We start from the raw sequence: 19497 nt of genomic DNA on the forward strand, positions 1-19497 counted from the left end.
GAATCCTGATCATTTTCACGGCCCTTGGTGCACCCCTCTCGCTATCGAGGTGTTAGCCTTCTCATCCTAGCACGGGGACCGGCCATTCTTTCCGTAGGCGCGATTTGAGAGAGGTGTTGTCTAGGGCATAGACTCATAACCACCTGATCCAGATGCGTGTCGCAGCCAGCTTGATTGCAGCGAGAAAGTTGCGTGGGTCTTTGTCGTATCCGGCACGCGTCAGTGGTGACATGTTACCACCACAAAGCAGCGCCCAGGTCTTATTGTCCCGAGCGCACTAAACGGCGAAGCAAGGCTTCGAGGCCGTTGGCGACGAATTGACATCATCGGAGAAAAAATGATGGCCCCTGCGGCGGCAACAAAACGACCATGCGTACCGCTCCGCCGCCAGCTTGAGGAGATCGTTGGAGCTAGATTTGTTCTGTGCTCTCCTCAGCGACAGCGGCGCTTCACACGCGGCTACCGCTTCGGCGAAGGAGAGGCGGTCGCAGTTGTCCTGCCGGGGACGCTTGTGCAGTTCTGGAGAGTGCTCGAGACCTGCGTGAATGGCGGGAACGCCGTTATCGCTCAGGCGGCGAATACAGGGCTGACCGGAGGCTCAACGCCTCACGGTGTTGGGTATGACCGCGACGTGGTCGTCATCAACACAATGCGGATCAAGTCCCTTCATCTCCTGGCAGAGGGTCGGCAGGTTGTCGCGTTTCCTGGAACGACCTTGGACGAACTCGAAAAGGCGCTGAAGCCGCTCGGACGCGAGCCGCATTCCGTTATTGGATCATCCTGCCTTGGCGCCTCCGTGATCGGCGGGATCTGCAATAACTCCGGCGGATCCCTCATCCAAAGAGGCCCGGCCTACACCGAACTCGCGCTGTACGCCCGAGTTGATGCGGACGGAAGGCTAAGTCTGGTCAATCACCTTGGTATTGACCTCGGAGATAACCCGGAGGAAATGCTTTCCCGCCTGGACCGAAAGGGGTACCGGCCCGACCAAGTCATGTGGGATGGCAGCAAGGCTGCATCAGATCGCGAATACGCCGATCACGTCCGCAACATTGATGCTCCCACGCCCGCTCGGTTCAATGCGGATCCAAGGCGGCTGTTCGAAGTCTCCGGGTCAGCGGGCAAGGTCATCGTCTTCGCGGTGCGGCTCGACACATTCGAAGCGGTCAGGGATGCACGGGTCTTCTACATCGGCACGAATGATCCCGACGAACTCACGCGTATCAGGCGCGCCATGCTTTCGTCCTTTTCCATGCTACCTGTAGCGGCGGAGTACATTCATCGTGATGCCTTCGACATCGCGGAGTGCTATGGCAAGGATACCTTTCTTCTCATCAAGACGTTGGGGCCTGGACACCTGCCGAAGCTCTTTGCCGCGAAGAGCCGGTTCGACGCGCTTGCGGAACGGCTTTCATTCCTGCCGGCGAACTTGAGTGATCGGGTCATGCAGGCTTTCAGCCGTCCTTTTCCGTCTCACCTTCCTCCACGGCTCAAGCAATTCCGCAACCGGTTCCAGCATCATCTGATGATCAAGACAGCAGGCTCAGCGGTGAACGAAACGAGCAGCCTTCTTGCGTCCCTTTTCCGTTCCGAAGCCAGCGATTTCTTCGAATGCACCCCGCAGGAGGGATTGGCCGCGTTCCTCCACCGTTTCGCGGTTGCCGGGGCAGCCGTGCGCTACCGCGCTATCCACGGAGCGACGACCGGGGGCATCGTCGCTCTCGACGTCGCGTTGCCAAGGAATGAGACCGATTGGATCGAAAGGCTTCCTGACGAGGTCGAGCAACTGATCCTGAAAAAGCTCTACTATGGACACTTCTTCTGCCACGTCTTCCATCAGGATTATATCGTCAAGAAGGAAGTCGACTGGCTGGAAACTGAACACAAGATCCTCGAACTGCTGGACCGGCGAAATGCGCGCTACCCGGCCGAGCACAACGTCGGGCATCTCTACAAAGCCGAGGATGCCGTGGTGGCCCACTATCGCGAACTCGACCCGTGCAACTGCTTCAACCCGGGTATTGGCCGGACCTCGAAACGGTTGCGCTGGTGCTGAACGGACGAAGCCATAGCAGGCAGGCTTTGCGGCAGGAACAGGGAAGCCTATTCGGCGGCGACCCGAAATGTCTGTGACTGCGCCTTGTCACCATTCATCAGGTAGATCAGACAGCTCGTGCGAAGCAGCGAACTGAAATTCGATATCGAACCGTTGATCTCCAACGCTTCGTCATAGAGGGTCGACAGAAACCGGGCAGTCGAAAAGCCTTGTTTTTCGGCAATTTCGTCGATTAGCACCCAGAAGGCGGCTTCGAGCTGAATGCTCGTCGAATGGCCGCCAATGCGAACGGAACGGTTAATCGGGCGGTATCGCTCAGGGTTCTGACCCGCATAGATCTCGCACATGCTTCCCCCCTCTATTCCTGTGATTTCCAGTATGCCTCCCCGGCGTTTGATGTCAAACATCGGCCGTGGGCGAACTCACCCGCTCTCGCCCTGACACCGCATTTTGGCGGTCTTTTTTGCCTGCGGTAATCCGCTGCTACCAATGCGTCTCGATCGCGAGCTAGCGTCTCCTCATGTGGGGAGGCACGACGTTGGCAAAAGCAATCCATTCGATGATTCGCGTTCTCGACGAAGCGCGTTCGATTGATTTCTATGACAAGGCCTTCGGACTCAAAGTGGCCGATCGGCTGGATTTCGACACCTTCACGCTTATCTACATGAGCAATGATGAGAGCGAATTCGAGGTCGAACTTACCATCAACAAAGGCCGTACCGAGGCCTATACCCTTGGCGACGGCTACGGCCATCTCGCAGTTTCAGTGGATGATCTCGATAGCGTGCATGCGCGCGTCGCGGCTGCCGGCCTGAACCCCAATAAGATCGTCGAATTCAACCGCGAAGGCGCTCTCTTCGCCCGCTTCTTCTTCATCACCGATCCGGACGGCTACAAGATCGAGGTTTTGCAGCGTCATGGTCGATTCAAATAGTGGCGTGGCCCCTGGACGAGGGCGCCGCCTGAGATGCCTGGCTCGCAGGCGATTGCAAAAGGGAGGATGGCCAATGGCGACTATCTACGACAACCGGCGCGGCATCTCGCGCCGTGAATTGCTGAAACGCGGAACGGTCGGCGCGGCCCTGATTGTTTCCGGTCGAGCGGTCATCAGTCCCGAGAACGCCTGGGGCCTTGAGGCGACAGCGCTCAGGCCCGAAACTGTTGCGACCCTGATCCTGCTCGCCCGCGACATCTATCCGCACGACCAGCTCGCCGACCGCTTCTATGCCATCGCGGTCAAGGGGCAGGACACCAGAGCCGCGCAGCACGCCGCACACAAGGCGCTCATGGAGGACGGCGTCGCCGATCTCGACAAGCGCGCCGGCAGCGTCGGCTATCGCGGTCTGTCGTGGGAGGACGATCGGGTCGCGATCCTGCGCGAGATTGAGACGACACCCTTCTTCCAGGCGGTACGCGGGGACCTCATCGTAAGCCTCTACAATCAAAAGGAGCTTTGGCCAATCTTCGGCTACGAAGGCGAATCCTACTCTGAGGGCGGCTACATCAACCGCGGTTTCAACGACATCGAGTGGCTTTGAGCGAATGCGCCCGCGCCCGAGGAGGCGGCGGGCAGACGGACGCTTTGCACCGCAGAGGCACATTTCGGGAGGATAATCATGGCAGCTCCATATGATCTCAAGGATGACGGTGTGGTCGTCATCATCGGGTCCGGCGCCGGCGGCGGCACGCTCGGCAACGAACTTGCGCAAAAGGGCATCGACGTTGTTATTCTCGAGGCGGGTGGCCGCATCGAGTACGAGGACTTCATCAACGACGAATGGGAGAGTTTCGCCCAGCTTGCGTGGCTCGATCATCGCACGACCGGCGGCGGCTGGCGCGTTTCAAAGGATTTCCCCAACTTGCCCGCCTGGATCGTCAAGGCAGTCGGCGGCACAACGACCCATTGGGCCGGTGCATCACTGCGCTTCCAGGAGCACGAGTTCAAGACCCTCACGCACTACGGAGGGATAGAGGGCGCCAACCTCAACGACTGGCCGCTGACGCTTGCCGAACTCGAGCCCTACTACACCAAGGCCGAGGACAAGATGGGTGTGACCCGCACCAACGACATCGAAGGTCTTCCGGGCAACAACAACTTCATGGTCTTCAAGGCCGGTGCCGACAAGCTCGGCTACAAGGAATGTCACACCGGCCGGATGGCCATCAACTCGGCCGATCGGGACGACCGGATGAGCTGTCAGCAGACCGGATTCTGCTTCCAGGGATGCAAGTGGGGCGCCAAATGGTCGACGCTTTACACGGAGATCCCGAAGGGCGAGGCAACCGGCAAGCTAGAGGTTCGACCAAACGCGCATGTGGTCAAGATCGAGCACGACAAGACCGGCAAGGTGACGGGCGTCGTCTATGCCGACAAGGAGGGACAACTGCATGAGCAGAAGGCCAGGATCGTCTGTCTTGCCGGAAACTCGATCGAAAGCCCGCGCCTGCTGCTCAATTCACACTCGGCTAAATTCCCCGACGGTCTGGCGAATTCCTCAGGTCAGGTTGGCAAGAACTACATGCGGCACACCACTGGCTCGGTCTACGCTGTCTTCGAAAAGCCCGTGCATATGTACCGCGGCACCACGATGGCAGGTATCATTCGAGACGAGGCGCGGCACGACCCGTCTCGTGGTTTCGCCGGGGGCTACGAGATGGAAACCCTGTCGCTGGGCCTCCCCTTCCTGGCCGCCTTTCTCGATCCGGGAGCTTGGGGGAGATCCTTCACCTCCGCGCTCGACAACTATGCCAACATGGCGGGCATGTGGATCGTCGGCGAGGACATGCCGCAGGAGCAGAATGCGGTGAAGCTGCATCGCGAGCTCAAGGATCAGTACGGCATGCCGATCCCGGATGTCTGGTTCACCGACCATCCGAACGACGAGGCGATGCGCAACCATGCCTACAAGCAAGGGATGGCCCTCTACTCGGCCATTGGAGCGATCCGCACCTTCCCGACGCCGCCTTATCCTTCAACCCACAACCTCGGAACCAACCGCATGAGCGACAAGGCTTCTGACGGTGTGGTCAACAAATGGGGCCAGACGCACGACGTCAAGAATCTCTTCATATCCGACGGGAGCCAGTTCACCACGGGCGGAGCAGAAAACCCGACACTGACGATCGTTGCACTGGCTATCCGCCAGGCGGACCATATTGCCAAGGAAATGGCCGCCGGAACCATTTGACGTGCAGCTTGCCGGGCGCTGCTGACTCTGCGGCCGGTCCTTCCGTGCGGCCAATCGCAGCCGTGATCGATGGCCCAACCGGCTTAAGGTCGTATCACATCGGGCTGAGCGCCATCGTTAATGAACGAACTCGCCGGGTCAAGAAGATAGGAGAAATGTCAGTGGACCCGAACCTTCGATCGCTAATCGATATGTTGGAAGCCGCGCACGACGAGTACATGATCAAAAGTGCGCTCAGAAACTTCGCGCACTCCCACGGGTATGACCGGTTTGCTTATCTGCAAACAGAAGGCCTCGACATCAGGACATTCAATTCCTATCCCAAGTCCTGGCAAGGTATCTACCTCGGCGGCAAATATTCGCGCATCGATCCCGTGGTGACTGAAGCAAAGCGCAGACGCGAAATCTTCTTCTGGACCGCCGACGACTGGCCCACCCGTGGATCTTCTCCTCTTCGGCGGTTTCGCGACGAGGCGGTCGACCACGGCATTCGTTGCGGCGTCACCATTCCGGTCGAGGGAAGTTTCGGATCCACGATGATGCTGACCTTCGCATCGCGCGAAAGAGAGGTGGATATTTCTGGCCTGCTAAATGCCAAAAAGGCGGTTCAAGTGGTGATGGCCCTCCACTATCAGCTTAAGATCATTGCGGCAACGACCGCAGTCAGCCCCAAGCGAATGCTGTCGCCGCGCGAAATGACGTGCGTCATGTGGGCGATAAGGGGAAAGAACGCGCTGGAAACCGCGATGCTCATCGGGATTACTACCAGAACCGTGCAGCACCATTTAGATAATGCTCGTAAAAAGTTCAATGCAAAGACGGTCCCGCAACTCGTTGCCCTCGCCAAGGATCGTGGCCTGGTCTGAGCTCTAGTTCGAGTTCTCATCCTCCACAGGCACGACGGGAATGAAGCCGAGTGCATCCAGAATTTCCGAGAGTTCCTCCTGTTGAGCCTCGGAGATCTTTTGGCGCGCGATGTATTCGTCTTGGAGCGTCTGAAGCACGGAACCAGAGATCGACGGATCGTCGTTTGCGCGCGACCACTCTTCGTAGACGGCCTGATCGGCCGCGAGAAGTCGGCGGTGTTTGCGAACCGCAGAGACTGCCAGTGCTTCAAGCTCCGACTTGTTCATCGCACTGTAGCGCGCCTCTTTCCCCCTTCTTGCGTCGTTCACCTCGGATGAGCCAATATCGTTCATCCGCTTCTCCCTGATTTCACTGCCCAGAACCAAATTTCCGCATATCGCTCAACCGCTCCATCCCCGTGTCGAGCCAAGGCAGTTGAATCAAAACTCAACATTTTAAGCTGCTGCCGTGGATCGAAAGGCATTTCGATGCTAACGCGTTTACATACTTTAGTTGATAAACTTAGAGTGTGTAAACGACGATCTTTTGGCGCATGGATATGCGCAAACTGGTCGGCTCGAATTTCGCCCGCCTGCGTCGGGAGAAAGGCCTGACACAGGAAGAGGTCGAGGCTCGTTCCGGCTTCAGCCAGCAATATCTGAGTGGCCTTGAGCGCGGGCGGCGCAACCCTACCGTGATTACTCTTTACGAGCTGGCTCAAGCCTTGGGTGTTAGCCACGTTGAGCTGGTGATCCCAACTGAAGAACGCCAGTTTGCACGCGAGGCATAAAATCCTGACGACTGCAGGTTCAAATCGAGCAGGTGATAACTACCTAGTGCTCGTCCATAAACAGCAAGCTTTTGGAATTATCGCGGAAATCGCGCTTTTTGTGCGGGCAAGGCCCGGCGGTTTTGCACTTTAGCCCAGCCCCTGATTCTGAAGACAAACCCGCAGCCGCCGGAGCCTTCCTGCGGCGGGCGACACGGCGGTTGGCATAAATGGTAGAGCCCTCTGGCAGATCGCCCGATACGCGCGGCCGCCCGCGTAGCGGGTTTGCCTCAGCGTAGATCACGGCGAGGCGAACCATCTCAGCATCAAGGCTTGGCCAGGTGTCGAGAATACGCTCGACGGGATGCCCGGCTGCCACAGATGCTGCGACATCGTAGACAGGAACACGAGTGCCTCTGATGACCGGCGTTCCGCCTAAAGCGTCTGGCGAGGTTGAAACGACCTCACGCGCTGCTGCCAGATCGTCCAGCCGTTCGCTGGTACCGTTGACGAAGGGCAAAAGATCGATGGTGAGGAATTCGTCGCGCACGGTCCAGTCCTGACGCAGCAGCGCAGCCCACTCGAGGGCGCGGAGCGCGTCAAGTCGGGCGCCGGCGGTCTTGATGGCGAACAGGCGCTCTTCTGAAGTGAGGCGCCTCATTTGAGGCGCATTCTTCCTAACATCAGCGGCTATGGGCAAGGGCGCCGCGGGCCGGAAGATGCGTTACGCTTTCGCCCCAACCATGGAGGCCGCGCCATGTATCCTTTCCGAGATTTCGACTGCATCATCCGTCCGGATGACCTTAATTTCCTCCAACGTCTGTTCGAGAACGAACTCGCCAGGACGAAGCTGAAGTCCGATGCGCCGGAAGCTGAAGAACTCGCAAAGAGGCTGATCGCGCTGTACCAGGAAGGCATCAGGAACCCGGCTGATCTGCTTGAAAGAGTCAAAGTCCGCTAGGGCAAAAACGAGCCCGCCCGGACACAGCAGCGCGATAGGCGGGCCTGAATGGGTGACCACGGGCACAGAATCATTGTAGTGTACGAACAGGATGGACTAGCGGTGCTGAGTACGACCTTTGAGGAGGTCCGAAAATGAAGGAAGTGCCCTGGCGTGGACCGTTGTGGGTAACGCTCCAAAACGGCATGAGACGCCAGTTCTGCGGGCCCTATGATGCCCTTGATTTCCTGGAGAATGAATGGCCGAGCCATGGACCGCTGCACGCACGTGCCGTCCGAGCCTGTCGTGCAGCATTGCATCACGCTGAATATGCGAGTTCGGCACGGAATTGCTTCATGGCGGCATGCGTCGAGGCGTCATTTGCATGCAGCGAAGCTGGCAATCCGCGCTCGCGCGCTGAAGCGAAGATGGTGAGCCGGTACCGCTGACGGGCTGAAAGAGCTGCTCCCTTAAGACATCAGAGTATTTGCGCGCCCTGGTTTCTGCGGCCGTCTTGAGAGATCGATAGTCGCCACGCTGGCGCCGGTCAGGAAGTTTCATTTGGCGACATGACTCGGATGTTGCGCTTTTCGTGACAGCATGGCTCCCGCCGCGAGACCCAGTGCCAGCGCAGCATAGGTCATTCCGATCGATCTCTTCGAGAGAACGGTCTCCCAACCAGGTGTCAGCCGCTTCGGGACGAGGTGGTAGTCGACCAGGTAGGCAACTGCGGCGGTCAGCGCCGCCTTCCGCAGTACGACGGTCGGTTCCCTGGAGCGGTCGGCCGCCAGCCATGCTTCGAAGGGCAGAGCCCAGAAGATCGCCGACAGATGATGAGTGCAGTAGCCGAGCAACGTGTGCTTCGCGTCTGCGATCCTGATGCGGCCGGCATTCTCGCCATGAAGCCAATGGCTCGTGGCATTGGTTGGCTGAAAGACGCTCCGTCGCTCCAATCCGGCGAATAGGGCCAGTGCCGCCGTCGTCACTAGGCTTGCGATGGTGCCGCTGGCGACAGCCGACGTGAACGGGCTGCTCCGACTTTGCGGTGACCGACGTTCAGGGCCTGGCGCACTGATCCGCTGGTTGGAGGAGAAGGTGCTATCTGGAACAGGATCGCGCGCAATGGCCGACATTCGATTGCCTCCCGGTTTGTACACCAAATCGCTGCGACGCCGCGATGTTCCGCGCGAGCTCGTCCTTCGGCGGGGCGTTCTGAAACGCGAAGCGCGACCGCTTTTGCTATGTTGCGCGCATGGATCACCTTGCCCTCATTGAGGAGCACTTGGCAGCGGCGGAAAAGCCAAGGAAAAGGGCCCGAGGTCCACAAATGCGCGTCACCGCAATGGCTGATCCCGCCTTGGATACAGCCGCTCTGGTTGAACGAGCTGAGGTCCGCAACGGATCGCTCTTTCCGGTTTCATCCGTCGGGAGAGGGTGGGACTTTGGTCCGGAAATCATCGGCCGGAACGGCGTGATTGCGGACTTTCACGACGTTCGGATTGGCGGCTGGTAGGGACGAGTTCCACCCATGCTGTGAGGCGCCGACGGGACCCGGAATTTCCGGTGCCGGCCCGAATCCGGACGTTCGCGGGACTGTGTAGCGACCGACATCAGGAGACTTAGAATCATTCAGGGATGCCGGCCTTGCGGAGCCCTTCGATCCACAGGTCCATCATCCAAGGCAGGCCGAACGGTCGCTTCAGGGTGTAAGAAATTGACATTCCCGGAACCGCAGCCATCAGCCTCTCACCCGCGCGTCGGGCCGCTTCCAATTGGCCGTCATGGGCCAGGGAGATAGTTAAAGACCGCAAAGCGACTGCATAATTCGGCGACAATTCGATCGCCCGCTCCGCCCAATGCACAGCTTCCGAAAAGCGTCGTGCGAAGATGTGGCAGTTCGCGATACCTGCGAAGATTGTGTAAGCCCGCAAGTCGAGCGGGCTGAATCGGCGGGCGATCTCAAGATTCTGAAGGGCCTTTTCGATCTGCCCGCTAAACAGGAAGGCGAAGGAGGAGTGCATCCGCACGTAAGCCGAGTTCGGGTGGACGCGCAGCGCTTCGTCTCCGAGTTCAGCACCTCGCTCGGCATCGTCTCCAACGACTGCCAGCGCCCACGCGGCCATTGCCAGCGCGGGGCCGTTCTCGGGGTCCAGGTCGACGGCGCGCAACGCCGTCTCGCATACCCGCGTCTTGCCTTCTTCGACAGGCTCCAGCCAGCCGCTGATCAATAATCTGCCTAGGCAGTCAGCCAAGGCCGTCCAAGCATCGGTAAAGGACGGATCGATAGCCAACGCATCTTCCAATACCCGTTCTGCGCGAAGGAAACCCTCGCGCGTATAGGCCTGGAACTCCGGCAGGGCTCTCAGGTACAGGTCATAGGCAGTGATGTGTTCGGGGCGTTTTCTCCGAGCCCGTTCGATCTCAACCTTTTGCACCCTTGGCTCGATCGCACTGACTACGCTCTCGGTGACGCGATCTTGCAGGGCGAACACGTCGACGATGTCGCCATCGAAGCGATCTGCCCAGACGTGGGTTTCAGTATCCGCCTCGATTAGCTGGCCCGTGATGCGGACGCGGTTCCCCGCCTTGCGGATCGAGCCTTCGAGGACATAGCGGACGCCGAGTTCGCGCCCGACACGTCGAATGTCAACTGTCTTTCCCTTGTAGGTGAAGCTGGAGTTCCTGGCGATAACGAACAGCCAGCGGATCCGGGAGAGCGCGGTGATGATGTCCTCGACCACGCCGTCCGCAAAATACTCCTGCTCGGGGTCGCCGCTCATGTTCGTGAAGGGCAGGACGGCTATGGAGGGCTTGTCGGGAAACAAAAGCGGTTTCGCGTCCCCTGCTGTTGCGCCCTGCAGCCGGCGGGCAAAACCAAGAGCGACGGCATAGGCTCTTACGGGTTCCTCAACGTTCTTGACGCTTTGCGGTCCGAGGTCCTCGACGCTGGCCTTCACCTTCCTTCGGACGTGGTTGTAAGCGTCGCCTGAGAGGCAAATCCCGCCGGGCTCGGCCAACCCCTGGAGCCTGGCTGCGATATTGACGCCGTCGCCGAGGAGATCGCCAGCGCGAACCATCACGTCGCCGACGTGGACACCGATGCGGAACTGGAGACGATCCTCGCCGGATTGCCCCTCGTTTTCCCGCCAAAGTGCCTCCTGGACCGCGATGGCGCACTGGACGGCATCGACGACGCTTGGGAACTCAGCCAGCACACTGTCGCCGGCCGTGTTTGCGATCCTGCCGCCGTGCTCGACAATAAAGGCGTCCATGATCTCGCGATGGGACATGAGCGTCCGAAGCGTCTGAACTTCGTTGAGGCCCATTAGGCGGGTGTATCCCGCCACATCGGCTGCGAAGATCGCCGCCAGCCGCCGTTCGATTCGATCCGCCGCCGACACGAATGCACCACAAGAGTTTGCCTACGCGAGTTTCGCATCTTCCTTTCCGGACGGCAACTCGGCTTTGAGGGGAAACTCCCCGGAGTTGCTCGGTGTATGCAGTCGGGGCGGCTTTCGACTCGTTTCAGGCTGCGCGACGACACTGTCACCACCAGCATTCGATCCAATCGAGATCGGCGTTATTCCGCGGAGTGAACTGGATTAGGAGTGCATCAGGGTGCCATTCTCTAAAGTCAGCTTCGGCGCGAAGCCGCCGTCCGGCGTCTGCGCATTGGGTTTCCGCTCACCTGACACCTTTGCCGCTGGCGGCGAGACCTGGAAGGACCGGATTGGGCTCAATCGAGCCATTCCCGGTCCTCGTCCCCTACGGCCGCAAGGGGCTGATACTGTTGAAAAACTCGTCATTGCTGGCGCTTTGCAGCCGTGATTCAATCCTCTGAGTGATTTGCAGGGGATCAGGCGAATGATGGGATTTCAGGCGGCTCCGGCGCAGCTCTTCTATGATTTCAGTCTCGAAGAGCATGTTCCGGCCGACCATCTCCTTCGCAGCATCGATCGCCACCTGGACCTCGATAGCATCCGCGCACAGTTGCAGCCCTACTACAGCAGCACGGGCCGACCCTCGATCGATCCGGAATTGATGATGCGCATGCTGATCATCGGCTACAGCATGGGCATCCGGTCGGAGCGCCGGCTCTGTGAGGAAGTCCATCTCAATCTCGCCTACCGTTGGTTTTGCCGCCTTGGCTTGGACGGCAAGGTGCCCAATCACTCGAGTTTCTCGAAGAACCGCCACGGCCGCTTCCGGCAGAGCGATATCCTGCGGCACCTGTTCGAGACGGTGGTGGAGCGCTGCCTCGCACAGGGTCTTGTCGGTGCTGAAGGCTTTGCCGTTGACGCCAGCCTGATTGCCGCCGACGCCAACAAGCAGCGCTCGGTGCCGAGCGCGGAATGGAAGACCGATGAGGCGAAGGACGATGCCAGCCGCTCGGTGCAGGAGTATCTGGCGGTGCTCGATGATGCGGCCTTCGGCGCTGCCTCGCCGGTGACGCCGAAGTTCATTTCGCCGTCAGATCCGGCGGCGCAGTGGACTGGGGCGCATAAAGGCCATGCCTTTTTCGCCTATGCCACCAACTATCTTATCGACACCGACCATGGCGTCATTCTCGATGTCGAGGCGACCCGCGCCATCCGCCAAGCCGAAGTTGGCGCTTCACGCACGATGATCGATCGAACAGAGAACCGGTTTGGCCTGAAGCCGCGATATGTGGTGGCCGACAGCGCCTACGGCTCGGCCGACAATCTTGCCTGGCTCGTCAAACACAAGCAGATCGCGCCGCATATCCCGGTCTTCGACAAGTCCAACCGAACCGATGGCACGTGGTCTCGGGATGACTTCATCTGGGACGGCGAGAATGATCGTTACATTTGCCCCGAGGGTAAGGAGCTCGTCCGCTTTCGTCGGAACTACGCCCACCCTCGAGGAGCGCCGGCAAAGGACGGTACGCTTCGCTATCGCGCGAGTCAGAAAGACTGCCAGGCGTGCCCATCGAAGCCTCGGTGTTGCCCGAACATGCCGCATCGGAAGATACCGCGTGACGTGAACGAAGATGCGCGCGACGTGGCACGAGCAATCGCAAAAACGCCGGACTATGAACATTCACGGCATCGTCGCAAGAAGGTGGAAATGCTCTTTGCTCATCTCAAGCGCATTCTCCGCTTGGCACGGCTGAGACTGCGAGGTCCGTGCGGTGCGCGAGATGAATTCCTGCTCGCAGCCACCGCGCAAAACCTCAGAAGGCTGGCAAAGCTCAGGCCTATGCGCGTCCGACCCATCACGATTGCCACCTAAGGACTTAGCGGAATGCCCACGGGCGCCCCACGCCAGGGCAGCAACAAATTCGCGAAGCCCTGAAAAAGAGCCGCCCACAGCTCCGACGGCGCTCAAACTCGGAGTTTTTCAACGATATCAGCTCAAACGAGCCATTCCCGCCCCACGCCCGCAAAGGAGCCGGAAAGCGAAGTTGCGGGCCCTCATACTGCGGAAAAACAGAGAACAGCTTGAAGGCGTTCACACTTCATCTTACGCCGATGCGGGAAAGATCGATCCGCATCTCCGCCGATCCAACGGCATCGTTTTCAGGGCTTTCTGATTTGGGATCTGGAGCAGTGCCAGTGTCGCTGTCTTCCTTTTCGGAAGGCCGCACATAGTTTGGCGGCACGCTGCCACCAGGATCAGAAGCCTGAAACACGCCCACGCTTTCGAACTCACCCGTCTGCCAAGCGTAGACAGCATCCTCGAAAATCTGCGGCAAGACATCTTCGCTCGTCGGGTTTCCGTACCACTTGGCGACGATCCGCAAAATTTTGGCAAACATCGACGTTCCCTTGCGAAGGTTTTCGCAGGCATCGACGAGGGCCGGCTGAAGGTCCGCTGCGTTCTTCACGCCGACGCCCGCCGGAAACTGTGTCAGGCCGACGCGCACTACCGCCTGACCCACATATTGCCTCACGATGGCCATCGCCTCGTCGGCCGAAGTGGCCTTTGGCACCAGGATCAACCGTCCCCCCGATTTGACGGTCACGGCGAGAGGGTCCGGGGAGCCCGCGGCCGACACGAATTGTTCGACGATCGCGGGCTTCAGGGTGGGATCGGCGCACTCTTTGATTAGGGCAGCGTCCAACACAGCGTCTCCTGGGCTTCAGGTGTTGAAGGAAATAACAAGTGGTTTTGCAAAGAGCTTCGCCCATGCGACGGCACTCGCGCGCTGAATCGCGACGATGGAAGTCCCCTTGGTCCACCATCCGTTTCCAACTGCAATGATCAGGTCTGGGTCGTGGAGCATCGATTGCAGTACCGGCCAGACGACGAACTGCTCGTAACAGATGAGTGGCGCAACCTGACGATCCCCCACAGTCGCAACTGGATTGGCGAAGAAATGCGCTCGGGCGCCGCCACGTGTCCCCAGCCAGGACCGCCATGGTTGCCACATGGAGCCCGGCACCGGCACTCGCTGGCGATAGAGGACCCTGCCGCCGTTATCGGACAGCGTGACGAGCACATTGTCGTATCCAGCCGCATCGACCATGGCGGCGCCAGCGATCACGGAAATATCCGTGCTTTGCAGAGCCCTGACCCAGAGCCGTTCGACCGTCGGTGTCCAGAAGCTCAGGGCGCTTTCCGGCAGAACGATATTTCTGATGCCGTCTGATGCACGGTCCGTCAACGTGGCAATCAGATCACGGTGCCGCTGAATACTGGCGTCGCGGCCGAGCGATGACCCCATTTGCAGATCGACGCCCTGCCAGCCCTCAGGTAGTTTCGGATCGGTCCAGAAGGCGGCGGACCAGAGCCAAAGGCCTGCGAAGGCGATGGCAACAGCCGGCCACATGCGGGTTACGAGGCCCATGAGGCCGGCTGTCATCGCCACCAGTCCTGGCCATCCCCATCCGGGAAACAAAACGCCGCCCGCCGTGACAGGATGTGACCAGCCCGTGATGCCCATTGGCGGTACAGCCATAAGCGCAGCGACCAAGAGATAGCGAAACGGTCGACGGTCAGGGCGCTTCGTCCAGAGCACGGTATGCACGGCAACAAAGCTCCCCGAGGCGCACAGCCATAGCAATAAGCCCGGCCAAAGATCGGAGGCGTAGAAAGACGCGACGCCCTGCGGCAGACCACGGGATGCCGCCAGATAATATCCGGCCGAAACAATCGCCGCCACGTATCTCGCTCGCGCATGCCCCCAGAGAATCGGGAAAACCAGCGCCGCCGGAAGGAGCAGGACATTCCCGCTCCACCCAACCATTCCGGCAAGAACAGACGCGACGGTCAGCACTGCCGGCTGTAGGTAATCACGGCGCATAGGTCAGTACCTCTTGCGCCAGGCCGAGAATGCCTGCAGCCGGGATCGGACCGAAATAGCGGGAGTCGTAGGAGCCGGCGAAAGCCGAGTGCAGGAACACGCAATCGGCCGGCACGATCCCGCCCGAGAACGGCGTCATTGGCCGACCCCACGCGTCTCGCTGCGCTATGGTGGCGGAGGGAACCAGACGGCCGTTCACGGAGACGCTAGTACCAACTTCGACGCGCTGTCCTTCAACGGCCACGACCGACTTGATGAGCGGCGCAACGCCGGCCGGGCACAGGCCGGAGCGCAGGTAACCGCGTATACGTGCCTCCCGCATCGCTGCCGTTTGCGGCGGGCAAATGAAGACCAGGTCGCCAGCGGCGACCGGTCTGTCGAGCTTGACGATACGCCAGAGACCGAGAGATTCGCTCGGCGTGAGATTGATCCGGTAGCCGCCGAACCAGGCGACCGAGATCGTTCCCAGCAACGCCATTGTGATGGTGGCGAAGCCAAGCAGGAGCGCTTTATCGCGTCGCCTCCTCAACGCCGTTGCAATGAAAGGAATAGTCATTTCAGCGATAGCCCCTGGCTCTTCGTCTGCCGCAGCGTCTCGGCCTGCTTGAGGGCTTCGGTGGTCCGCTGGTGTGAACTGAGTTTCTGCACTGCGCGCATCAGGCCCCAGGCAGACTCGACCTCCGCCTTCTGACCGGCGCTCATGCCGGCGGTGATCGTCTTGAAGGTCTCGCCATTCGCATCCTTGGCGGCCAAGGGCAGGAAGGTCCGCTCGCCGAAACGCTCAGCGACAGCTTTGGCAAATCCGTCCAGTTCCGCCTTCACCATTTTGTCGGCAAGCGCGAACTCGAGCGCCGACGGAAGGTCGTTGCGGTCGATGGCGTCCCGCACGCGCTCGAGCGTCTGGCGTGCATTGGGAGAGAGTGCCGGGATGTCAATCAACACCTTGCGGCGGACCGCCACTTCCTCCGCCTGATGGCGTTGTTCGGCCTGACTGCGCTGGCGCAGGTAATCGCCGAGACTTTGAGCAAGAGCGGGAACGTTGCGTTCCGCCCTCTCGCGATCCTGCTTATCGGCGCGGCTTGCGAGCAGGCCGGATTTCCCCTTGAGTGCACCAAAACTTTCCGGCTGGCCAGCGATCTTCGCAAGCGTCGATTTGGCGACGGTCTCATCCTTCAGCATGGCATCGACATTGACGGCCTTGAAGGCGGCTTCCGGCTGCGCATAGACGAGATGGAAGCGGGTAGAGACATCTTCCCATTGCTTCTTCAGACTGGGATCGGATTCGAGCTTATCGGCAACCGCCTGCTCGACCGATTTCGGGAATGTTGCGATGCCGGCAACCATGGGGCTGGCCTCCTTGCTGCTTTGCGAGTGGGTCGGTTTGGTGCTGGTGCCGAAGCCGAGCTTGGCGCCGATGGCGAGGAGCCGGTGGGCAAGATCGGCCAGTTTCTGCTTCTGGCGGACCGTCCATTCGAGCCGGTCGCGGGCTATCGTGCGGGCGACGTTGACGAGATGCAGCCCGCGCGCTTCGGCAAAACGCAGTGCCTGGCGGTAGAAGGTGGCCCTCTCGTAATCGAGCGTGGTTTCCTTGGCATTCTTGCGCGACAGGATCTTGATCAGGCCGCCGGCAAACGCGAAGGATCGAGAGCCGTAATAGACGCGGAGATCCTCACGATGACGCGTCATCGCCACATAGGTCAGATGCCGATCGAGGGAGAGCGAAGCGAGCACCTTCACCCGGTCGACGGTGGCGCCTTGGCTCTTATGGATCGTGGTGGCATAGCCGTGGTCGAGATTGTTGTAGAACCGCTGCTCGACTGTGACCTGCCGGCGGTGCTCACCTTCGCCGATCTCTGCGACGATGCGGTTTTGCGCGGCTTCAACGACCTTGCCGAGCATGCCGTTCTTGACGCCGAGCGAGCCTTCGTTCTTCAGGAAAACGATCTGATCGCCGGGTGCGAAATTGCGGTGTCCGTCCTCCGCCCGGAAAGCAAAACCGTCGCCAATAATGCCACGCTCGACGAGCTCGGCGCGCCCCATCTCGTTGAGCATTCGCACATCGCGCCTGAGATGGGCGAGGATCAGTGTCGTCTTCGCCGGATCGTAGTCGCGGCTCCAATCGGCGATGAGCGTATCGACTGCCTCGTTCTTCAGCCTCAAACCTATCATTCGACCCTGTGCGGTATAGGCATCGACAGCCTTGCGAACGTTGCCGCGCGCGAGATCGAGCGAAGCGTCGCGCATCCATTGTTCGCGCTGACGATAGATGGTTTCGAGTTCGGCATAACCGATGCGATCAGCAATCGCACGGAACGCGGCGCCGGCTTCGATCGGCTGTAGCTGTTCCGGATCGCCGACCAGGACAAGCTTGGCGCCGGCCTTGGTCACCGTCTCAACCAGGTGCGCCATCTGCCGTGACGACACCATGCCGGCCTCGTCGAGAACGAAGACAGTCTTCGCGTCGAGCTGGTTTCGGCCCTCGTTCCACCGAAGCTCCCATGACGAAAGCGTGCGCGAGGCTATTCCTGCTTCCTTCTCCAAACCCTCCGCGGCCTTGCCGGCAAGCGCGCCACCGACGACACGGTATCCGCCTGCTTCCCACGCCGCGCGCGCGGCTTTCATCATCGTCGTCTTGCCGGCGCCGGCGCGGCCGATGACGGCTGCGATCCGCTCGGGTCCCGCGATATGTTCGATCGCTGTCCTCTGCTCCTCCGACAAGCGCGAATGGCGCTCGAACGTCGCCTCGAGCACCGCTTCCCGAACGCCATGCGAGGATCGCCTCGAGAGCCAGATCGCGCGGTTGGCCATCTCCGCTTCGAGCCGGATCAGCTCGCGCGTCGTGTACTTGGCCGGCAACCGGGCTCCGGTCGCAAATGCGATCCGCTCGCGCTCGAGACGGAGCGCTTCGGGGCTTTGGAGGACGCGAACCATCAGGCTCTGGAAGAGGGCGGCATCGTCGATATAGCGATGCAGGATCTTCGCAACGTCCCGCTCATCGAAAACGCTCTTCTCCCGCGTGATCAGTTCGAGGACGATTTCCGGCCGGCGCTGGATGCGACGTGCGTTCTCGCTTCGCCGCGCCTCCTGCAGCTCGATCCGTTCGAGCTTTGGTGACCCTGCCGACGACTGCGTCCTCGCCTGCTCCGCATTGCGGCCGATGGCCGTTGCACCAACACCAATATGGATGGTCGGCTCCACTTCGATGCCCTGTTTTTCGAAGGACCGGCCATCGATCCGGATATCGAGACCGGCGAGTGCCAGATGCCGGTTCTGGCAGGCAAACCAGCCGTCGCGAAAGGCATTGAAGTCGTCGAGGCTTCCGGCCCAGAGTTCATAAACGATCTTGCCGGCGTCGTTGCGGATCGGATTGCCGTCCGGCCCGAGAACCGCAACTTTTTTGGCGCCGAATCCGTCTTCGGTGAGTGGTCGAAGGGTCGTCATCAGATGCACATGCGGATTGCCCGGTGCATCGTGATAAACCCAATCCGCCACCATTCCCTTGGCGGTCACATGCCGTTCGACGAAGTCGCGGACAAGCGCGATGTTCTGCTCGGCCGTCAATTTGATCGGGAGCGCAATCGTGATGTCCTTGGCAAGCTGGGCGTCGGAGCGCTTCTCGAAGTCTTCGACCTTATTCCAGAAGGCTTCGGAAGCGCCGGAGGCCGAGCGATCGGCAATCATCAACCGCAACCATTCGGGTGAATCGGCCGGGATGACGAACTCCTCGTGCAGCAAACCCTGCTTGCGGGTGTAGTCGATCGTCCGGGCTTCCCGCTCGTACTCCATTTTGGCGCAGTGCCGATAGGCTGCCGACAGCACGGCGCTGCGACCGGAGCCACGGCCAACGACGCTGACGGAGAAATGAGGAACGGCCACGGCGGTCTGAGCTCCCAGCTTGCGGAACGAATTCAACGGGTTCTTCAGGAGCAGCGGCCCCGTCAGGGCACTCAGAGCAAGACGTCGTGACAGCGACGTATAATTGCGCCCTTGGAAGCCGCTCCTTCGGAACGGCCGGGATCATTCACCAAGGCATCGCCCTTGGCGATTGTAGGATTCACAGTAGTGCGTTCCGCACTCCGTTCGGAAAAACTGGCCCTCGAAAGACAAGCTTTCTCAGCCAGGGAGACGGACGGAATGAGGAAACCCTCCTCGAAAATTCGCGATGAAATCGCCAAGCTCCAGGAACAACTCAAGATCGCGGAAACGCGAGAAGCCGAGCGGATCGGCCGGATTGCGCTCAAGGCAGGACTTGGCGAAATCGCGATCGAGGAAGCCGAGCTTCAGGCGGCTTTCGAGAGTCTGGCGAAACGCTTTCGCGGAGGGCAGGGCGCATCGACCGGAGGGAAAAAGGGGGATGGCGACGTCAGCGCCGGCGCGTCGTCCGCGGCGGTCGCGTCTGGCGCGGCTCAGGGCGGCAATGGCGAGGCTTGA

At 60.2% G+C, this 19497-nt stretch carries 18 protein-coding genes and 1 pseudogene; 10 read left to right on the forward strand and 9 right to left on the reverse strand.

Annotated features, from left to right (window positions below; genetic code table 11):
* The first annotated feature begins 340 nt into the window (after window positions 1-340).
* On the forward strand, window positions 341-2056 hold the full coding sequence (gene dld, locus J2Z31_RS14130; protein WP_028002714.1) for a D-lactate dehydrogenase: 1716 nt from the start codon (window positions 341-343) through the stop codon (window positions 2054-2056).
* Window positions 2057-2103: 47 nt separating this feature from the next.
* Here the strand turns inward: dld and J2Z31_RS14135 are convergent, their stop codons facing one another.
* Window positions 2104-2403, reverse strand: coding sequence for a ribbon-helix-helix domain-containing protein (locus J2Z31_RS14135; RefSeq protein WP_028002715.1), 300 nt, complete (start codon window positions 2401-2403; stop codon window positions 2104-2106).
* Between the two features lie 191 nt (window positions 2404-2594).
* On the opposite strand from J2Z31_RS14135, the gene J2Z31_RS14140 reads away from it, so the two are divergent.
* The 4 genes from J2Z31_RS14140 to J2Z31_RS14155 all read left to right on the forward strand — a co-directional run bounded on the left by J2Z31_RS14140 (window position 2595) and on the right by J2Z31_RS14155 (window position 6110).
* On the forward strand, window positions 2595-2990 hold the full coding sequence (locus tag J2Z31_RS14140; protein WP_028002716.1) for a VOC family protein: 396 nt from the start codon (window positions 2595-2597) through the stop codon (window positions 2988-2990).
* A gap of 73 nt (window positions 2991-3063) precedes the next feature.
* Window positions 3064-3594 (forward strand): hypothetical protein, encoded by a 531-nt coding sequence (locus J2Z31_RS14145; protein ID WP_028002717.1) that lies wholly within the window; start codon window positions 3064-3066, stop codon window positions 3592-3594.
* A 78-nt stretch (window positions 3595-3672) separates the two neighbouring features.
* The gene (locus J2Z31_RS14150) at window positions 3673-5244 is read left to right on the forward strand and encodes a GMC family oxidoreductase (protein WP_028002718.1); all 1572 of its coding nucleotides are present in this window, start codon (window positions 3673-3675) and stop codon (window positions 5242-5244) included.
* A gap of 161 nt (window positions 5245-5405) precedes the next feature.
* Window positions 5406-6110: an autoinducer binding domain-containing protein gene (locus J2Z31_RS14155; protein WP_028002719.1), complete on the forward strand. Its 705-nt coding sequence runs from the start codon at window positions 5406-5408 to the stop codon at window positions 6108-6110.
* A gap of 3 nt (window positions 6111-6113) precedes the next feature.
* Here J2Z31_RS14155 and J2Z31_RS14160 read toward each other — a convergent pair whose 3' ends face one another.
* Window positions 6114-6443, reverse strand: a complete 330-nt coding sequence (locus J2Z31_RS14160) for a transcriptional repressor TraM (RefSeq protein WP_028002720.1) — start codon at window positions 6441-6443, stop codon at window positions 6114-6116.
* A 200-nt stretch (window positions 6444-6643) separates the two neighbouring features.
* On the opposite strand from J2Z31_RS14160, the gene J2Z31_RS14165 reads away from it, so the two are divergent.
* Window positions 6644-6880, forward strand: coding sequence for a helix-turn-helix domain-containing protein (locus J2Z31_RS14165; RefSeq protein WP_028002721.1), 237 nt, complete (start codon window positions 6644-6646; stop codon window positions 6878-6880).
* Window positions 6881-7055: 175 nt separating this feature from the next.
* Here J2Z31_RS14165 and J2Z31_RS14170 read toward each other — a convergent pair.
* Window positions 7056-7517, reverse strand: a pseudogene (locus tag J2Z31_RS14170) (DUF433 domain-containing protein); the annotation flags it as partial.
* A gap of 99 nt (window positions 7518-7616) precedes the next feature.
* Between J2Z31_RS14170 and J2Z31_RS14175 the strand changes: the two are divergent.
* Window positions 7617-7820, forward strand: coding sequence for a hypothetical protein (locus J2Z31_RS14175; RefSeq protein WP_028002722.1), 204 nt, complete (start codon window positions 7617-7619; stop codon window positions 7818-7820).
* A 134-nt stretch (window positions 7821-7954) separates the two neighbouring features.
* Window positions 7955-8248 (forward strand): DUF982 domain-containing protein, encoded by a 294-nt coding sequence (locus J2Z31_RS14180; RefSeq protein WP_084617846.1) that lies wholly within the window; start codon window positions 7955-7957, stop codon window positions 8246-8248.
* Between the two features lie 108 nt (window positions 8249-8356).
* Here J2Z31_RS14180 and J2Z31_RS14185 read toward each other — a convergent pair whose 3' ends face one another.
* Window positions 8357-8932, reverse strand: a complete 576-nt coding sequence (locus J2Z31_RS14185) for a hypothetical protein (protein WP_234710699.1) — start codon at window positions 8930-8932, stop codon at window positions 8357-8359.
* A 492-nt stretch (window positions 8933-9424) separates the two neighbouring features.
* Window positions 9425-11200, reverse strand: a complete 1776-nt coding sequence (locus J2Z31_RS14190; RefSeq protein WP_033058269.1) for an adenylate/guanylate cyclase domain-containing protein — start codon at window positions 11198-11200, stop codon at window positions 9425-9427.
* Window positions 11201-11663: 463 nt separating this feature from the next.
* Between J2Z31_RS14190 and J2Z31_RS14195 the strand changes: the two genes are divergently transcribed.
* Window positions 11664-13052, forward strand: coding sequence for a transposase (locus J2Z31_RS14195; protein ID WP_209602393.1), 1389 nt, complete (start codon window positions 11664-11666; stop codon window positions 13050-13052).
* A gap of 226 nt (window positions 13053-13278) precedes the next feature.
* Here J2Z31_RS14195 and J2Z31_RS14200 read toward each other — a convergent pair whose 3' ends face one another.
* The 4 genes from J2Z31_RS14200 to traA are packed head-to-tail and all read right to left on the reverse strand — an operon-like array spanning window position 13279 to window position 18942.
* The gene (locus tag J2Z31_RS14200; protein WP_209602394.1) at window positions 13279-13887 is read right to left on the reverse strand and encodes a TraH family protein; all 609 of its coding nucleotides are present in this window, start codon (window positions 13885-13887) and stop codon (window positions 13279-13281) included.
* 15 nt (window positions 13888-13902) lie between these two features.
* A complete protein-coding gene (locus J2Z31_RS14205; RefSeq protein WP_028002725.1) occupies window positions 13903-15066 on the reverse strand; it encodes a conjugal transfer protein TraB in 1164 nt (387 codons plus the stop codon).
* Window positions 15056-15622: a conjugative transfer signal peptidase TraF gene (gene traF / locus J2Z31_RS14210; RefSeq protein WP_028002726.1), complete on the reverse strand. Its 567-nt coding sequence runs from the start codon at window positions 15620-15622 to the stop codon at window positions 15056-15058. The genes J2Z31_RS14205 and traF overlap by 11 nt, the downstream gene beginning before the upstream one ends.
* Window positions 15619-18942 carry a Ti-type conjugative transfer relaxase TraA gene (gene traA, locus J2Z31_RS14215; RefSeq protein ID WP_028002727.1) on the reverse strand — a complete coding sequence of 1108 codons (3324 nt, stop codon included), beginning with the start codon at window positions 18940-18942 and terminating at the stop codon, window positions 15619-15621. The genes traF and traA overlap by 4 nt, the downstream gene beginning before the upstream one ends.
* Before the next feature lie 258 nt (window positions 18943-19200).
* Here traA and traC point away from each other — a divergent pair, with 258 nt between their 5' ends.
* Window positions 19201-19497, forward strand: coding sequence for a conjugal transfer protein TraC (gene traC / locus J2Z31_RS14220; protein ID WP_028002728.1), 297 nt, complete (start codon window positions 19201-19203; stop codon window positions 19495-19497).

The organism is Sinorhizobium kostiense, assembly GCF_017874595.1.
GTDB lineage: Bacteria > Pseudomonadota > Alphaproteobacteria > Rhizobiales > Rhizobiaceae > Sinorhizobium > Sinorhizobium kostiense.